The sequence below is a fragment of the Parerythrobacter lutipelagi genome, assembly GCF_005434975.1.
In the GTDB taxonomy this organism is placed as follows: Bacteria; Pseudomonadota; Alphaproteobacteria; order Sphingomonadales; family Sphingomonadaceae; genus Parerythrobacter_A; species Parerythrobacter_A lutipelagi.
This window is the reverse complement of record NZ_SKCJ01000001.1, coordinates 1,587,850-1,605,021: the sequence shown is the minus strand read 5'-3', so window position 1 is coordinate 1,605,021 and position 17,172 is coordinate 1,587,850. Positions and strand designations below refer to the sequence as shown.

Here is a 17,172-nt window from a genome sequence, read left to right as displayed (position 1 = left end):
GGCTATTTTGCGGCCGCCCGTTCAAGCCGTTGCCGTGCGCGCTCTTCTCCGATCAACGGCAGCAGTTCCCCCATGTCCGGGCCGTGGTTCATGCCGGTAAGCGCCTGCCGCAGGGGCAGAAACAGAGCCTTGCCCTTACGCCCGGTCTGCTCCTTCAGCGCACCGGTTAAAGCGTGCCAGGGATCGTCGCCCCAGACCAGAGCCTCGGCCGCTGCCGCGAGGTAAGCACGGTCTTCGACCGCAAGGTCCACCGGATCGATCGGGCCGGTCACCAGCTGCCACCACTGGGCCGCTTCGCCTAGGTGGGACAGGTTCGGCCGGACAGCGTGCCAGCCCGCCTCATCCATACCTTCGGGCAAGCGCCCGGAAACCTCCGCAAATTCGAGTTGATGCACGATAGCCGCATTGATCCGGTCAAGTTCGGTATCATCGAACTTGGCTGGCGCGCGGCCAAAGGTCGATAGATCGAAACTGTCGATCAGAACCTGCACATTGGCAATCGGTTCGACCGGCTGAGACGTGCCCAGCCGCGCGAGCAGTGCGATGACCGCTTCGGGTTCGATATCGCGTTCACGAAAGGCATCGCAGCCGAGCGATCCGAGCCGTTTTGAAAGTTTGCCCTCGCGCCCGACCAGCAGCGCTTCGTGCGCGAAATCGGGATGCGCTTTTGCTGCATCTTTTGCTGCACCAAAGCCTGCAGCATAAAGTGCGGTAAACATCTGAATTTGCACGGCAGTGTTAGAAACATGATCTTCCCCGCGCAACACGTTCGTGACGCCCATGTCGATATCGTCCACCGCGCTGGGCAGCATGTAAAGCCATGAGCCGTCGGCGCGGCGGATGACCGGGTCTGACAATTGTGCCGGATCGAATTTCTGCGCCCCCCGCACTCCGTCTTGCCACGCAATCGTCTCGCCATGGTCGAGCTGGAAACGCCAATGCGGGGCGATGCCTTGTGCCTCCTTCGCCGCCCGTTCCTCAGCCGTCAGCCGGAGCGAACCACGATCGTAAATTGGCGGCATGCCGCGTCCAAGCTGGATCTTCCGCTTGAGCTCCAGTTCCTGTGCGGTTTCATAGCAGGGATAGACCCGGCCTGCTTTTTTCAGCGCGGCGAAGGCATCCTCGTATTTTTCAAGCCGCGCCGATTGCCTTTCCTCGCCATCGGGTTCGAGGCCCAGCCACGCGAGATCCGCGCGGATCGCATCAACATACTCTTCCCTCGACCGCTCTGCATCGGTGTCGTCGATCCGCAGTAGGAAGCGTCCACCGGTGGAGCGGGCGAGCATCCAATTGTGCAGCGCGGTGCGGATATTGCCGACATGGAGCCGCCCGGTGGGCGACGGGGCGAAGCGCGTGATCGTGGTCATGCGGCGCTCAATAGCGGGTCCGGCAAGGCAATGCGAGACAGCAAAGCCGCCGCAACCAGAAAGCAGCGGCACGGACGAGATGGCGATCGATGGGTTAGCGCCCCGCGACGCAAGCAAAAACGGGCACAGAGTGCCAAACTGCACAAAATGTTACAAATGATTTTCCATCCCAGGAGGAATGTAAGATTCCCAACTTCAATGCTTTAGATGGTTAATGCGGAGACAATTTAAGCAAATCTTAGCCATGTACGTTAGTGCTTTTTTGCAGACCCATCCCCCACAAGAGCCACCATAAAGATGGCATTCCCGCAGTTGGAGGTGGAAGAGATGCTCGACGGGTTACTCGCGACAATGAAACGGCTCCGCCGTGACGCCAAAGGCAACACGCTGGCGGTCTTCGGACTTTCGCTGATCCCGCTGATCGGCGCAGTCGGCCTCGGGGTCGATGCGACGCAATGGATCCTCTGGAAACGGCAGCTACATAGCGCTGCGGATCTGGGCGCACTCGCCGGGGCACGCGCATTGGCCGATGGCCATACCGTAAACAACGCCGTTCGCCGTTCGCTTGCGCACAACGATCTGCGCAATTTCACGATCAAGGAAATCAACAACGCGCCGACTTCAGGCCCGCACACAGGCAACGATCAGGCGGTCCAGGTCGTCCTGACCACGCAGGAAAAGCTCCCTTTCTCCGGCCTGTTCATGGATGCGGCCCCGGTAATCCAGATTTCTGCCATTGCCGAGAACGCAGTAACCGTCCCCAACTGCGTGATCACGCTCGACACCGCTTCGACCGGGATCGAGATTGTCGGCAGCTCGAGAGTGCAGATGAATTGCGGCCTCGCGTCCAATTCCAATTTCGATGCAACCACTTCGGACTTGATCGATGCAGGGGCGCTTTCTGCCGTCGGCACCGTGAATACGGGTGGCGGAATCACTTCCGATACCAAGGTCAATGACGGGATCACCAGTGTGGCCGATCCCTATGCCGGCAAGTTGCCTACGCCAAACGCCCAGTCTTCCTGTTCGCCGAACTCGTGGCCGCTGATCAAGGGCAACACGACGATCAACCCTGCGACCGGACGATGCTTCGCCGGCTTGCAGATCCAGGGCGGCACGACCACGCTGTTGCCCGGCACCTATCTGATTGGCGAAAAGGGCATCTCGATTGCCGCCGGGGCAACGCTGAAAGGTGATGGCGTCACCATCATCTTCACCAGCACTGCGTCGACATTCAACGACAGGAAGATCGGCACCTTCAGTATCGCCGGCGGCGCAACTGTGCAGCTGAGTGCGCCGACAACCGGCACATACAAGGGCGTGATCATCTATCAGGATCCGCGTACGCCGGACAAATCGACCAATAATCTCAACGTTACCGGCAATTCGGATTCCTATTTCGAGGGCGCCATTTACGCGCCCAGCGTCGGTGTGAAATTCACCGGCAACAGCGATCTTGGAATGAGTGCCGCCTGCATGCAGATAGTCGCCAAATACGCCTTCTTCGAGGGCAACACCGACGTGACCAACAATTGCCCCTCGGGCTCTGGCGCGGCTGCTTATGGCGGCGGCGGAACTGTAAGGCTCATCGCATGATCACCCCCCTTGCCAATCTGATCCGCCGGGCAAACCCTTTCCTCGGCGACCGCCGCGGAACTGCAACCATCGAACTGGCCATCGTGCTGCCAGTGTTATCGATGGTTGCGCTGGGCGCAGTCGATCTGGTGTCCGGTTTTGCCCACAAGATGCATTTGCAGCAGCACGCGCAGGCCGGGGCAGATTTCGTAATCGCCAATGGCGAGACGCTGCCGTCGGAAAGCGACATAAAAGCGCAGATCACCGCGCTGAGCGGGCTGAATACGTCGGCCATCACGATCACCAAATGGACCGAATGCAACGCGGCTAAATACACTAGTGGTCTGGTCGATTGCCCTGGTCTGTCCGACCTCGAAGCGCAGTATATGCAGATTGACGTCAAGGATGAATATCAGCCGATTCTGGACATCGATGGCATCGCGGACTTCGTCCAGACCTCGACCCTCAGCGGATCTGTTGTCGTAAGGTTGCCGATATCATGATCCGGAAGACCGCCACACTTGCCCGCGACAGCCGCGGCGCAGCTCTCACCGAATTTGCTTTGATTCTGCCGGTGCTGATCACGCTGCTACTCGGCGTGCTCAACATGGGGGTCTATTTCTTCGCCAAGAACTCGGTCGAGAATGCGATCGACGAGGTTGCACGCGACGCGGCAATCTTTCCCACTCCGAGCCAGAGCGAGATGCAGACGATCTTCGATGACGAACTGCTCAAGACCGAGGCATCGGGCACCGTCACGTTGTCGATCCAGAACGGCACTTCGTCGAACGGGACGAAATATGTCGATCTGTCAACACGTTACTCCATCCCTGTCAATCTGGTGTTCGTAGACCTCGGATCGATCCCAGCCAAGGCAGAACGGCGCGTCTACCTTCCCGAATGACGAGCCACTCAGCCGAAGGACCTCCCAACTTCCCTTCGGTGTCGCAATAACCCCGCCGGAGCCTCCAACTCTCCGGCGGGGTTATTCTTTGCCTCCGCCAAACTCCCTGCAAAAGAAAACCCCGCCGGAGCGCGAACTCCGGCGGGGTCTTTTCTGGCTGCCTGTTGAGGCAGGCTAAGCGATTATTCCTCGCTTGCGCCCTCTTCGGTTGCCGGAGCGTCAACTGCGACACCCATGGCCGCCTTCATCGCCTCTTCACTCATCGGCGCATCGGGCTCTGGCTCGGCTTCCTTGGCATTGGCTGCTTCAAGCGCGGTTTGCTGTTTCTTCCACGCAGCGCGCAAGGCAGCGTCGCGGCTGGAGGCGGTGACGCGCATCCGGTTCATGCCCGCGCCGGTACCGGCGGGGATGAGACGGCCCACGATCACGTTTTCCTTCAGGCCGACCAGCGTGTCTTTCTTACCCTCGACCGAAGCCTGAGTGAGAACGCGGGTCGTTTCCTGGAACGACGCAGCCGAGATGAAGGAACGCGTCTGCAGGCTCGCCTTGGTGATCCCGAGCAGGATCGGCTTGCCCTGAGCCGGCTTTTTCGACCGGGTCAACTTGGCGTTGGCTTCCTTCATTTCTTCCATGTCGACCTGTTCGCCCGGCAGCAGCACGGTGTCGCCGCCATCGGTGATCTCGACCTTCTGCAGCATCTGACGAACGATCGTCTCGATGTGCTTGTCGTTGATCTTCACGCCCTGCAGTCGGTAGACTTCCTGGATCTCGTCGACGAGATATTCCGCCAGCGCTTCCACGCCGAGCACTTCCAGAATGTCATGCGGGTTGGGCGAGCCGGAAATCAGGGTATCCCCCTTCTTCACGAAGTCGCCTTCCTGCACGTCGATCACCTTGGTCTTGGGGATCAGATACTCGACTGCTTCGCCTTCCTCCGGCACGATCGCGATCTTGCGCTTGGCCTTGTATTCGCGAACGAATTCGATCTTGCCGGAAATCTTGGCAATGACCGACACATCCTTGGGCATGCGCGCTTCGAACAATTCGGCAACCCGCGGCAGACCGCCGGTGATGTCACGGTTCTTGGCCGCTTCACGCGAGGCACGGGCGAGAATGTCACCCGCCTGGACTTCCTGACCGTCATCGACCGACAGCGAGGTACCCGGTGCAAGCGTGTAGCGTGCAGCTTCGCTCTCGTCGCCAGCGTCGAGCCACAGAGTAAGCCGCGGACGCAGTTCCTCTTTCGCCTTGCGGCCAGTGGTCTTCGTCTCGGTCACTACACGCTGAGCGATACCGGTGGCATCGTCGACGCGTTCTTCCATGGTCGTGCCGTCGATCAGGTCCTGGAATTTCACCACGCCCGACTGTTCAGTGATGATCGGCAGTGAGAACGGATCCCATTCAGCGAGCCGGTCCCCTTCCTTCACCTTCGCACCGTCCTTGAACATGAGCACGGTACCGTAAGGCACCTTGTGCATTTCACGTTCGCGGCCCTCGGTGTCGATCACAGCGATTTCGCCGTTGCGAGCGAGCGAGAGGATGCGGCCCTTCTTGTCGGTGATGGTCGGCATATCGCGATATTCGATCTTGCCGTCCGAGATCGATTCCAGATGGCTGGTTTCGTTGAGCTGCGCCGCGCCGCCGATGTGGAAGGTCCGCATCGTCAGCTGAGTGCCCGGCTCACCGATCGACTGTGCGGCGATGACGCCGACAGCTTCACCGATATTGACCGGCGTACCGCGCGCAAGGTCACGGCCGTAACAGGTCGCGCAAACGCCCTGTTCCGCTTCGCATACCAGCGGCGAACGGATCTTCGCGGACTGGACTTCGGCGGCTTCGATTTCCTTGACCATCGCTTCGTCGACCAGCGTACCGGCCTTGACGATGACTTCATCGGTCTTGGCGTTGACGAGGTCTTCGGCGGTGGTGCGGCCGAGGATACGCTCACCGAGCGAGGCGATAACACTACCGCCCTGCACGATGGCGCGCATTTCGAGCGCGTTTTCGGTCTTGCAGTTTTCCTGCACGATCACGCAGTCCTGCGACACATCGACCAGGCGGCGGGTCAGATAACCCGAGTTCGCCGTCTTGAGCGCGGTGTCGGCGAGACCTTTACGGGCACCGTGAGTCGAGTTGAAGTATTCAAGAACGGTCAGACCTTCCTTGAAGTTCGAGATGATCGGCTGCTCGATGATTTCACCCGACGGCTTGGCCATCAGGCCGCGCATACCGGCAAGCTGCTTCATCTGTGCGGGGCTACCACGCGCGCCGGAGTGGCTCATCATGTAGATCGAGTTGATCTGCGCTTCCTTGCCGTCCTTGTCGATCGGCTGGCTGCGAATCTTCTCCATCATGGCTTCGGCCACGGTGTCGCCGCAACGGCTCCACGCGTCGATCACCTTGTTGTATTTTTCCTGCTGCGTGATGAGACCGTCTTGATACTGCTGCTCGTAATCCGAGACCAGCGCCTTCGTATCGTCGACCAGCTTGTCCTTCTCGTGCGGGATGATCATGTCGTCCTTGCCGAACGAGATGCCCGCCTTGAACGCGTGCCGGAAGCCCAGCGCCATGATCGCGTCAGCGAACAGCACCGTGTCCTTCTGGCCGGTGTGGCGGTACACTTCGTCGATCACATCGCCGATGTCCTTCTTGGTCAGCAGGCGATTGATGATGTCGAACGGAACCTTGTGGTTCTTCGGCAGGCATTCACCGATCAGCATGCGGCCCGGCGTGGTGACGAAACGCTGCAGCGATACCTTGCCCTTTTCATCGGCCTGCGGGACGCGGGCGATGACTTTCGTGTGCAGGGTGACCGATTTGGTCTCAAGCGCCTGGTGCACTTCAGCCATGCCGGAGAAACGCGGCAGCTTCTCGATCTTCGTGCCGTCCTTCTCTTCGATGAATTCCGGAGTCGTCTCCTGACGCTCCATCGAAAGATAGTAGAGACCAAGGACCATGTCCTGCGAAGGAACGATGATCGGCTTGCCGTTGGCGGGCGAGAGGATGTTGTTGGTCGACATCATCAGCACGCGCGCTTCGAGCTGGGCTTCCAGCGAAAGCGGCACGTGGACCGCCATCTGGTCACCGTCGAAGTCGGCGTTGAAGGCGGAACAGACCAGCGGGTGAAGCTGGATTGCCTTGCCTTCGATCAGCACGGGCTCGAACGCCTGGATGCCAAGACGGTGAAGCGTCGGCGCACGGTTCAGCAGAACCGGGTGCTCGCGGATCACTTCGTCGAGGATGTCCCAGACTTCCTTGCGTTCTTTCTCGACCCACTTCTTCGCCTGCTTCAGAGTCATCGACAGACCCTTGGCGTCGAGGCGGGCGTAAATGAACGGCTTGAACAGTTCGAGCGCCATCTTCTTCGGCAGGCCGCACTGGTGCAGCTTGAGTTCCGGACCGGTTACGATGACCGAACGGCCCGAATAGTCGACGCGCTTGCCCAGAAGGTTCTGGCGGAAACGGCCCTGCTTGCCCTTGAGCATGTCGGACAGCGATTTGAGCGGACGCTTGTTGGCACCGGTGATGACCCGGCCGCGGCGACCGTTGTCGAACAGCGCATCGACCGATTCCTGCAGCATGCGCTTTTCGTTGCGGACGATGATGTCCGGCGCGCGCAGCTCGATCAGGCGCTTGAGGCGGTTGTTGCGGTTGATCACGCGGCGATAGAGATCGTTGAGATCGGACGTCGCGAAACGGCCGCCGTCGAGCGGGACAAGCGGGCGCAGTTCGGGCGGAATGACCGGCACGACTTCGAGGATCATCCATTCCGGGCGGTTGCCTGAATCGATGAAGCTTTCGACCACTTTCAGACGCTTGATGATCTTGGCCGGCTTGAGCTTGGACTTGGTCGTCGCCAGCTCTTCCATCAGATCGTCACGCTCTTGCTCGAGATCGAGATCCATCAGCATGATCTTGACCGCTTCCGCACCGATGCCGGCGGAGAACGCGTCTTCACCATATTCATCCTGCGCTTCGAGCAGTTCGTCTTCGGTCATCAGCTGGTACTTCTCCAGCGGAGTCAGACCGGGTTCGACGACGATGTAGCTTTCGAAGTAGAGCACGCGCTCAAGCTGCTTGAGCTGCATGTCGAGCAACAGGCCGATGCGCGAAGGCAGCGACTTGAGGAACCAGATGTGTGCAACCGGTGCGGCCAGTTCGATGTGGCCCATCCGCTCACGGCGGACCTTGGTCACAGTCACTTCGACGCCGCATTTTTCGCACACGACGCCCTTGTACTTCATCCGCTTGTACTTGCCGCACAGGCATTCGTAGTCCTTCACCGGACCGAAGATGCGGGCGCAGAACAGGCCGTCACGTTCGGGCTTGAACGTGCGGTAGTTGATGGTTTCCGGCTTCTTGATCTCGCCGAACGACCACGAACGGATGCGCTCTGGCGAGGCGATCCCGATCTGGATCTGGTCGAAGGTTTCCGGCTTGGCCAGCTGGTTGGTGAATTTGGTCAGTTCGTTCATGACTTATTCCCTGTCGGGTGAATTTCTCGGGGCGGAAGCGGTGGAGGGAAGGTTAAAAACCTTGGTCCCCCTATTCCGCCGCGATCTGCATTGCGCCGTCATCGTCCTCGCCATTATCCAGCGAGGTCAATTCGACATTCAGGCCGAGGCTGCGCATTTCCTTCACGAGCACGTTGAAGCTCTCCGGAATGCCGGCCTCGAAGGTGTCGTCGCCTTTGACGATCGCTTCGTAGACCTTGGTTCGTCCGACAACATCGTCCGATTTCACGGTGAGCATTTCCTGCAGCGTGTAAGCGGCGCCGTAGGCCTGGAGCGCCCAGACCTCCATCTCGCCGAAGCGCTGGCCGCCGAACTGCGCCTTACCGCCCAGTGGCTGCTGGGTGACGAGCGAGTACGGCCCGATCGAACGGGCATGGATCTTGTCGTCGACCAGATGGTGCAGTTTGAGCATGTAGATGTAGCCCACGGTGACCTTGCGGTCGAAGGCTTCACCGGTGCGCCCGTCATGCAAGACAACCTGGCCCGAAGCATCGAGCCCGGCCTTTTCAAGCTGAATGGTCACGTCGCCTTCGCGCGCGCCGTCGAACACCGGCGTGCCCATCGGAACGCCCATGCGCAGGTTTCCGGCCAGTTCGACGACTTCCTCGGTGCTGCGTGCCTCGATTTCCTCGTGATACTGTTCGCCGTAAACTTCCTTCAGCTTGTCGACCACGGCAGACGGCGGTTTCGCGCCGGCATAGTCTTCGGCGGCATTCGGATTGGCCGCTTTCCACTCTTCAAGCGCGGCAGTGACCTGCTGGCCGAGGCCGCGGGCAGCCATGCCCAGATGCGTTTCGAAGATTTGCCCGACGTTCATGCGCGAGGGCACGCCCAGCGGGTTGAGCACGATATCGACCGGCGTACCGTCTTCGAGGAACGGCATGTCTTCGGCCGGCAGGATGCGCGAAATGACACCCTTGTTGCCGTGGCGGCCAGCCATCTTGTCGCCCGGCTGAAGCTTGCGCTTCACCGCCACGAAGACCTTGACCATCTTGAGCACGCCCGGGGCGAGTTCGTCACCGCGTTCGAGCTTTTCCTTACGGTCGGCAAACTTGTCGTCGATGAACTTGACGCTCTCGTCGTACTGGCTCTTGACCGCTTCGATCTGCGCCTGACGGCTGTCTTCAGCGACCGCGAATTTGAACCACTCGTGCTTGTCCACACCGTCGAGCACTTCGTCGGTGATCTCAGAGCCTTTCTTCACGCCCTTCGGAGCCGCAGAAGCGGTCTGGCCGGTGAGCATGTCGCGCAGGCGGTTGTACGTCGCACGGTTGAGAATCGAACGCTCGTCCTGGCTATCCTTCTTGAGGCGTTCGATTTCCTCGTTCTGGATGGCCCGGGTACGGTCGTCGATCTCGATCCCGTGGCGGTTGAACACGCGTACTTCGACCACGGTTCCGGCCACACCTGGCGGCAGGCGAAGCGACGTGTCGCGCACATCGCTGGCCTTTTCGCCGAAGATCGCACGGAGCAGTTTTTCCTCCGGCGTCATCGGGCTTTCACCCTTCGGCGTGATCTTGCCCGCCAGAATATCGCCCGGGTGCACTTCGGCGCCGATGTAGACGATGCCCGCTTCGTCGAGGTTGCGCAGGGCTTCCTCGCCGACGTTCGGGATGTCGCGGGTGATGTCTTCCGGGCCGAGCTTGGTGTCACGCGCCATCACTTCGAATTCTTCGATATGGATCGACGTGAACACGTCGTCTTTCACGATGCGTTCGGAGATCAGGATCGAATCTTCGTAGTTGTAACCGTTCCACGGCATGAAGGCGACGAGGCTGTTCTTGCCCAGTGCCAGCTCGCCCAGATCGGTCGACGGACCATCGGCGATGATGTCGCCCGGCTCGACGATGTCGTTCACCTTCACCAGCGGACGCTGGTTGATGCAGGTGTTCTGGTTCGAGCGCTGGAACTTCTGCAGACGGTAGATATCGACGCCGGACTGACCGGCTTCGACATCGCCGATCGCACGGATGACGATACGGGTCGCATCGACCTGATCGACCACGCCGCCGCGGGTGGCGGAAATTGCCGCACCCGAATCGCGGGCAACCGTTTCTTCCATCCCGGTACCGACAAACGGTGCTTCGGCTTTCACCAGCGGCACGGCCTGACGTTGCATGTTGGAGCCCATCAGCGCGCGGTTGGCGTCATCGTTCTCCAGGAACGGGATCAGCGAAGCCGCGACGGAAACCAGCTGTTTGGGCGAAACATCCATCAAAGTGATCTGTTCGCGCGGAAGCATCACGAACTCGCCTTCCTGACGAGCCGAAACCATTTCCTCGACGAACGAACCGTCCTTGTTAAGCTCGGCGGAAGCCTGCGCAACGGCGTTCTTCTGCTCTTCCATCGCAGACAGATAAACGACATCGGCAGTAACCTTGCCGTCCTTTACCTGGCGATAGGGCGTTTCAATGAAGCCGTATTTGTTGACCCGGCTAAACGACGCGAGGCTGTTGATCAGACCGATGTTCGGGCCTTCCGGCGTCTCAATCGGGCAGATTCGGCCATAGTGGGTCGGGTGAACATCGCGCACTTCGAAGCCTGCGCGCTCACGCGTGAGACCACCTGGGCCGAGCGCTGAAACGCGGCGTTTGTGCGTCACTTCGGACAGCGGGTTGGTCTGGTCCATGAACTGCGACAGCTGCGAAGAACCGAAGAACTCGCGCACGGCGGCAACCGCCGGCTTCGCATTGATCAGATCGTTCGGCATCACGGTCGACACATCGACGCTGCTCATGCGTTCCTTGACGGCGCGCTCCATGCGCAGCAGGCCGACGCGGTACTGGTTCTCGAGCAGCTCGCCAACCGAACGGACACGGCGGTTGCCGAGGTTGTCGATATCGTCGACCTCGCCCTTGCCGTCCTTCAGATCGACCATTTCCTTGACCACGGCGAGGATGTCTTCCTTGCGCAGTGTGGTCACTGTGTCTTCAGCGTCGAGTTCAAGACGCATGTTGAGCTTCACACGGCCAACGGCGGAAAGGTCGTAACGTTCGCCATCGAAGAACAGGCCTTCAAACAGCGCTTCCGCCGTTTCCTTGGTCGGCGGTTCACCCGGACGCATGACCTTGTAGATCGCCTCCAGGCCTTCGTCACGGTTCTCCGCCTTGTCGACCGCCAGCGTGTTGCGGATCCATGGGCCGGTGGTGACGTGGTCGATGTCGAGCAATTCGAGCTTGTCGACCCCGGCAGCGTCCATCACTTCAAGATTGTCTGGCGAAACTTCGTCACCGGCTTCGATGTAAATCCGGCCGGTCTTTTCGTCGATCAGGTCGCGGGCTGAATAGCGGCCGAAGATTTCCTCGGTCGGGATCAGCAAATTGGCAAGACCGTCTTTCGCAGCCTTGTTGGCGGCGCGCGGCGAGATCTTCTGATTGGCTGCGAAAACTTCTTCACCGGTCTTCGCATCGACCAGCGGGAACGCCGGCTTCTGGTTGCGCCACTGCTCGGGATTGAACGGCATTTTCCAGCCGTCACCCTTCTTGCCCGAGACGCGGTCCCAGGTAACAGCTTCGTAAAAGTGATCGAGAATGCCTTCGCTGTCGAGGCCGAGGGCGTAGAGCAGCGATGTAACCGGCATCTTGCGCTTGCGGTCGATCCGCACATTCACGATGTCTTTCGCGTCGAACTCGAAATCGAGCCACGAGCCGCGATACGGAATCACGCGGGCAGCAAAGAGAAGCTTGCCCGAGGAATGGGTCTTGCCGCGGTCATGGTCGAACAGCACACCCGGCGAACGGTGCATCTGCGACACGATAACGCGTTCGGTACCGTTGATGATGAACGTGCCGTTCCCGGTCATGAGCGGCATGTCGCCCATGTACACGTCCTGCTCCTTGATATCGAGCACGCTGCGGGTTTCGGTTTCCTGGTCGACTTCGAACACGATCAGGCGCAGCGTGACCTTCATCGGTGCCGCGTAAGTGATGCCGCGCTGGCGGCATTCGGTCGTGTCGTATTTCGGCGGCTCTAGTTCGTAATGGACGAAATCAAGCTCGGCAGTGCCGGCGAAATCGCGAATCGGGAACACGCTGCGAAGCGTCTTTTCGAGACCTGAAACATAATCAATCGAAGGGTCGGAGCGGAGGAACTGTTCGTAGCTCTCACGCTGGACTTCGATCAGGTTCGGCATCTCTACCACTTCGTGGATGTCGCCGAAAATCTTCCGGATGCGCTTTTTCGCGGTTCCCGAAGTCTTCAGAGCCGACTTCGTTTTCTTCGCCTTGGTCGCCATAGGAGGGTAAGCCTCTTTATATTGAGATCGGCCGCGCGTCGGCCGATATGAAATTGTTGTCCTGCGCGGTGGGACACCATGTCCGGGACGCGGAAAAAGCCGCAGCAAAAAGGCACCGCTCCTGCGGTGTTGCTGCAGCTTGCTGCGTCGCGAATATGGAAACGCCGCTTCCATCCTGAGGCCGATTCCCGCGCTTGAATCAGCCTTGCTCGAAGCGAGCGATTGCGCGCCATGTAGGATTTGCCCCCGGCCATGTCAAATGGTGGAATGGCAAATTCGCTCTACAATTTCGGTGGTGGCATTGCGCGCAGCGATTTGCCATGACGCCGAAATGACTGACAGGGCGGCACATACGACACTGAACGATCCAGCGCAGCTGTTGCAGCGCGGCAGCGAACTGCTGGCCGAGCGCGGGCGGGCGATGGCCTTGCAACTGGTCGAACGCGCCCGCGCTGCGAACACTGGCGATCCGCGCATCGAACAGGTCTGCCGCATCCTCGAAACCCACCGGGTGCCGCGTTTCCACGCCAAGATGCTGGAGGACGCGCGGCGCAACCGGGCCTATCGCACCGCGATCGAAGCGCTGGTCCCGGGCCGCCGGGTACTCGATATCGGTACCGGGTCAGGACTGCTGGCAATGATGGCCGCGCGCGCGGGCGCCGCGTCGGTGATCGCCTGCGAACAGGACCCGCGCCTTGCCGCGACGGCGCGCGAGATCATCGCCCGCAACGGATTTGCCGACCGGATCACAGTCATCGACCGCCCGTCATTCCAGCTCGAACGGGGGCGCGATCTGAGCGGCGGAGTCGATTGCGTGATTTCGGAAATCTTCTCCGACAATCTATTGAGCGAAGGCGTGTTGACCGCTCTGGCCCATGCGCGGGCCGAATTGTGCACCGCTGATGCAATCTTCATCCCCGAACACGCGAGCATCGAAATCGCGCTCGCCAGCCACCCGGATATCGACCCGCCGCTGGCCGATGTCGAAGGGCTCGATCTGTCGCCATTCGCGCGGCATTTCCCGCTGGTGCAGACAATCCGCTGCAACAACCCCCGCCTCCACTTGCGGAGCGAGCCACAGTCCGCGTTCGGCTATCGCTGGACCGCACAGGCGGACCCCGCACTGAGCGCCGATTCCGCAGTGGAGCTGATCAGCAGCGGCGGCGAGATCAGCGCCATCGCACAGTGGATCGAACTGCGTTTCCTGCCCGACGTGATCTATGCGAACGGGCCCGGGTCGGAGGATGAAATCAGCTGGCTCAACCGGCTGACGCCGATCACCCGGCGCGGCAGCCAGGCGGGTGAAGCCATTCGGGTGAAAAACTGGTATTGCGACGAACATGTCATGCACTGGGAAGCCTGAGTCGTGAGCAGCGCGCGGATCAAGAGGCTGGCCGCTTTGATTCGCCTGACGTTCGCCGCAGTCGCCGCTGCGCTTTGTCTGGCGGTCCCGGCCACCGCTATCGCACAGGAAGAGCCGCGCCGGATCGTGGCCATCGGCGACCTGCACGGCGACTTTGAAGCGTGGCAACGCATCGCCCGGGCGGCAGGCCTGATCGACGAGGATGGCAATTGGACCGGCGGCGATACGGCGCTGGTGCAGCTGGGCGACATTACCGATCGCGGACCCGACTCGCTCAAGATCATTCGGCACTTGCAAGAGCTTGAAACCGCAGCACCACAGAGCGGCGGCCAAGTGATTGTCTTGCTGGGCAATCACGAAGCGATGAATGTGTCCGGCGATCTGCGCTACGTCCATCCGGGTGAATACGCTGCCTTTGCTGACAATCGATCGGCCTATCGGCGCGGCCGGGCGTGGCGGGAAAACCGAACGGCGATCGAAGCATATTATGCATCGCGCAATCCGCCGGTTGGCGCGGATGAAGCAAAGGATCGATGGTATGCCGAAACGCCGCTTGGCGCGATTGAGCATCGGGCCAAGTGGTCCCCCGGCGGCGAACTGGGTCAATGGTCTGCGAGCCGCCCCGCCGTGGTCAAGCTGGGCGGCGTGCTGTTTGTGCATGGCGGCCTGAGTGCTGAACGCGGACTGGTGCCGGTGGAAATGCTCAACGCGCAAATTGCTGCCGCGCTGGCGCCGGGCAATGAGATCGATCGCACCATCCTGGAAGATCCGCTGGGCCCGTTGTGGTATCGCGGCCATGTGATGCGGGGAGAAGGCGATAGCGGACGAGTGTCCGTCGATGACGAGCTGGCGCAGATACTGGCCTATCACGGGGCGCGGCGACTGGTGGTCGGGCATACGCCATCGATAGGAGGTATCGCGGCTTCGCATGATGGCCGGCTGATCCGCGCCGACACCGGTATTTCTGCGCATTATGGCGGCCCGCCAAGCTATCTCGAATTGATCGGCGGCAAGGCACTGGCGCACCGGATGGCAAAGGACGGGCAATGGTCGGCCACTGCGCTTGACGATGCCAAGCCGGTGATCAGCCCATGATCCGCTGGCTGGTCTTGCTCGGCATTTCGGCCTTGCTTGCCTTGAGCGCGCCGACAGTCGCCCTTGCCAAAGAGGATAAGACAACGGCGCTGTTCGCTGACGACGCTCCTCTGGACCTGACGATTTCCGGGCCGCTGCGCTCTATCGTTCGTTCGGCGGAGAGGTCGACCGCGCCCGAACCGGGGACGCTTTCCGCTGCAGGCGAGACTCACACCATCGCGCTGTCCGCTCGCGGAATCTCGCGGCGTCAGCGGGAAAAATGCAAATTCCCGCCGCTGATGCTCGACCTTGAAACCAAGCCGGGCGAAGCTTCGCTGTTCCATCGCCAGAACCGGATCAAGCTGGTGACCCACTGCAATGACGGTGCCAGTGCAGAGCAGCAAACGCTGCGCGAATATGCCGCTTACCGGCTTTACGCCGCGATCACGCCGGACAGTCTGAAAACCCGGCTGGTACGGGTGAGCTATGTCGATGACGAACAGATGATGGATGCCAAATGGGGCTTCCTGATCGAGGATGCCGATGACGCCGCGCGGCGCGTCGGGCGTAAGGAAGCCGATAGTGGCAATATCCCTCTAGGCACGCTCGACCAGCAAGATGCCGCACGCTTTGCCCTCTTCCAGTACATGATCGGCAACACCGACTGGGCGATGATCCGCGGACCCGATCCGGCCGACTGCTGCCACAACACCAAACTGCTTGGTGCCGCAAAGGATGCAGCGAACGACCTCACACCCGTCCCCTATGATTTCGACAACTCCGGCTGGGTCGATGCGCCCTATGCCTACGTCAATCCGCAGTTCCGGATCCGCACGGTAAAAACGCGCGTTTATCGCGGCTTTTGCAGCTTCAACGCGCTGATCCCTCAGCAGGTCGAGGCATTTCGTGCAGCGCGGCCGGCCATGGAGGCCGAGTTGCGCGCCATCCCCGGGTTGCAGACGCGGACCCGCGACACGCTGCTACGGTATCTCGGCAGCTTTTTCGAGGATGTTGCGACGGCCGATCGAATCGAAAGCCGCCTGCTCGGCAGGTGCCGGGAATAGGCTCGAAATCGTAAGCTTAGGTCAACGACCCTCGCCCGATTGCTCGTGCGGGTCCGATGCTTTTGCCGGGTCTTTCTCATGATCCTCGGCAGCAACCGATTCCGCGTCGTGCGCGCGCATGTAGCGATGCCCGCCAATCAGCGCGCCGTAATCCGCTACCCACAGGGTCGTGAACGCGTAATTGAACATGACGGTCATCACCAGCGCGATCTCCAGCGCCCCGATACCGGCAGCAAGCCCGATCGCGATGGCGAGCAGGATGTAGATCGCATCGCCCGAGCTCTTGAGCGTATTGCGGAACCGTACGCCGCCAACAATGCCCGCCAGCGAAAACGCCAGCGCGAGCGAATTGTGCACCATCACCACGATGGATGTGACCGCAATGGGCAGGACGATCATGGTCTCGACCAGCGCCTGATCATATTCCTTCCGCGCACGGCTGGCGATGTAGGTCCAGGTGACCGGAATGGTGGTTAACAATGCGCCAGATACCGCGATGAACAGCCACAGGATCGAGCTGCCGAGGTTGGCCACCCGGGTGGCATCGATCCGCACACTGCTCAGCGGGTCGGACACCGGGCCACTGAGCAGTGTCTGCGCACCGCCAATCGGAAGGAAATCGACCAACGCCGGGTTGAGCGTGACCGCACCGAACACCAGCCCGGTGACCAATGCGTAGAACAGCGTAAGTCGGACAAATAGCCGGCGCACGATCATCTGCGGTGTCCCCTCCGATGCGGCATGAGCCGCCATTGGCCAGCATCTATGGGACAATCCCGCGGGGGTCCAGCCGCTTGCGTCGACCGACCCATCTCCGATGCCAGCGAAAATATTGCTAAACAATCAAGGGCATATTGTTTTTCGATATTATCGTTTGACAATAAATCGAATCGCCCTTATTGATTATCGATATTGAACATCAAGGAGATCGATAATGACACGTTTCGCACACAACTCGCTGGCCGCTTTCGCAGCCGTCTTCATCGTCATCGCCACCTGGGCTCCGGTCATCACCGTACCGGCAGCCGAAGCGGCCACTTTCGCCATGCCCGCCCTAGCCTGATCCGCCGGACTGAA

11 protein-coding genes are annotated in these 17,172 nt (G+C 60.5%); 7 read left to right on the top strand and 4 right to left on the bottom strand.

Translation table 11 applies throughout. The features are described from left to right. Nucleotides 1-2: 2 nt before the first annotated feature. On the bottom strand, nt 3-1,367 hold the full coding sequence (gltX, locus tag E0502_RS07925) for a glutamate--tRNA ligase (protein WP_137677353.1): 1,365 nt from the start codon (nt 1,365-1,367) through the stop codon (nt 3-5). 297 nt (nt 1,368-1,664) lie between these two features. Here gltX and E0502_RS07920 point away from each other — a divergent pair, with 297 nt between their 5' ends. From E0502_RS07920 to E0502_RS07910, 3 genes are read left to right on the top strand one after another with little or no spacing between them, the layout of a single operon-like run. Further along, on the top strand, nt 1,665-2,963 hold the full coding sequence (locus E0502_RS07920) for a pilus assembly protein TadG-related protein (RefSeq protein WP_137677352.1): 1,299 nt from the start codon (nt 1,665-1,667) through the stop codon (nt 2,961-2,963). After that, a complete protein-coding gene (locus tag E0502_RS07915; protein ID WP_137677351.1) occupies nt 2,960-3,445 on the top strand; it encodes a TadE/TadG family type IV pilus assembly protein in 486 nt (161 codons plus the stop codon). Before E0502_RS07920 ends, E0502_RS07915 begins: the two co-directional genes overlap by 4 nt. Further along, nucleotides 3,442-3,846, top strand: a complete 405-nt coding sequence (locus E0502_RS07910) for a TadE/TadG family type IV pilus assembly protein (protein ID WP_137677350.1) — start codon at nt 3,442-3,444, stop codon at nt 3,844-3,846. Before E0502_RS07915 ends, E0502_RS07910 begins: the two co-directional genes overlap by 4 nt. Nucleotides 3,847-4,028: 182 nt before the next feature. Here the strand turns inward: E0502_RS07910 and rpoC are convergent, their stop codons facing one another. Both rpoC and rpoB read right to left on the bottom strand, forming a co-directional pair. Then, nucleotides 4,029-8,321, bottom strand: a complete 4,293-nt coding sequence (rpoC, locus tag E0502_RS07905; protein WP_137677349.1) for a DNA-directed RNA polymerase subunit beta' — start codon at nt 8,319-8,321, stop codon at nt 4,029-4,031. Nucleotides 8,322-8,391: 70 nt separating this feature from the next. Continuing rightward, nucleotides 8,392-12,594, bottom strand: a complete 4,203-nt coding sequence (gene rpoB / locus E0502_RS07900) for a DNA-directed RNA polymerase subunit beta (RefSeq protein WP_137677348.1) — start codon at nt 12,592-12,594, stop codon at nt 8,392-8,394. 331 nt (nt 12,595-12,925) lie between these two features. Here rpoB and E0502_RS07895 point away from each other — a divergent pair, with 331 nt between their 5' ends. The 3 genes from E0502_RS07895 to E0502_RS07885 are packed head-to-tail and all read left to right on the top strand — an operon-like array spanning nt 12,926 to nt 16,095. Further along, on the top strand, nt 12,926-13,957 hold the full coding sequence (locus tag E0502_RS07895; protein WP_161593731.1) for a 50S ribosomal protein L11 methyltransferase: 1,032 nt from the start codon (nt 12,926-12,928) through the stop codon (nt 13,955-13,957). Between the two features lie 3 nt (nt 13,958-13,960). Next, nucleotides 13,961-15,052: a metallophosphoesterase gene (locus tag E0502_RS07890; protein ID WP_137677346.1), complete on the top strand. Its 1,092-nt coding sequence runs from the start codon at nt 13,961-13,963 to the stop codon at nt 15,050-15,052. Next, nucleotides 15,049-16,095, top strand: coding sequence for a hypothetical protein (locus E0502_RS07885; protein ID WP_137677345.1), 1,047 nt, complete (start codon nt 15,049-15,051; stop codon nt 16,093-16,095). Before E0502_RS07890 ends, E0502_RS07885 begins: the two co-directional genes overlap by 4 nt. A 21-nt stretch (nt 16,096-16,116) precedes the next feature. On the opposite strand, the gene E0502_RS07880 is transcribed toward E0502_RS07885, so the two are convergent. Continuing rightward, nucleotides 16,117-16,848, bottom strand: coding sequence for a DUF4956 domain-containing protein (locus tag E0502_RS07880; protein WP_137677344.1), 732 nt, complete (start codon nt 16,846-16,848; stop codon nt 16,117-16,119). A gap of 181 nt (nt 16,849-17,029) precedes the next feature. Here E0502_RS07880 and E0502_RS15405 point away from each other — a divergent pair, with 181 nt between their 5' ends. After that, entirely contained in the window at nt 17,030-17,158 is a 129-nt protein-coding gene (locus E0502_RS15405) for a hypothetical protein (protein WP_275668354.1), read from the top strand. The last annotated feature ends 14 nt before the right edge of the window (nt 17,159-17,172 follow it).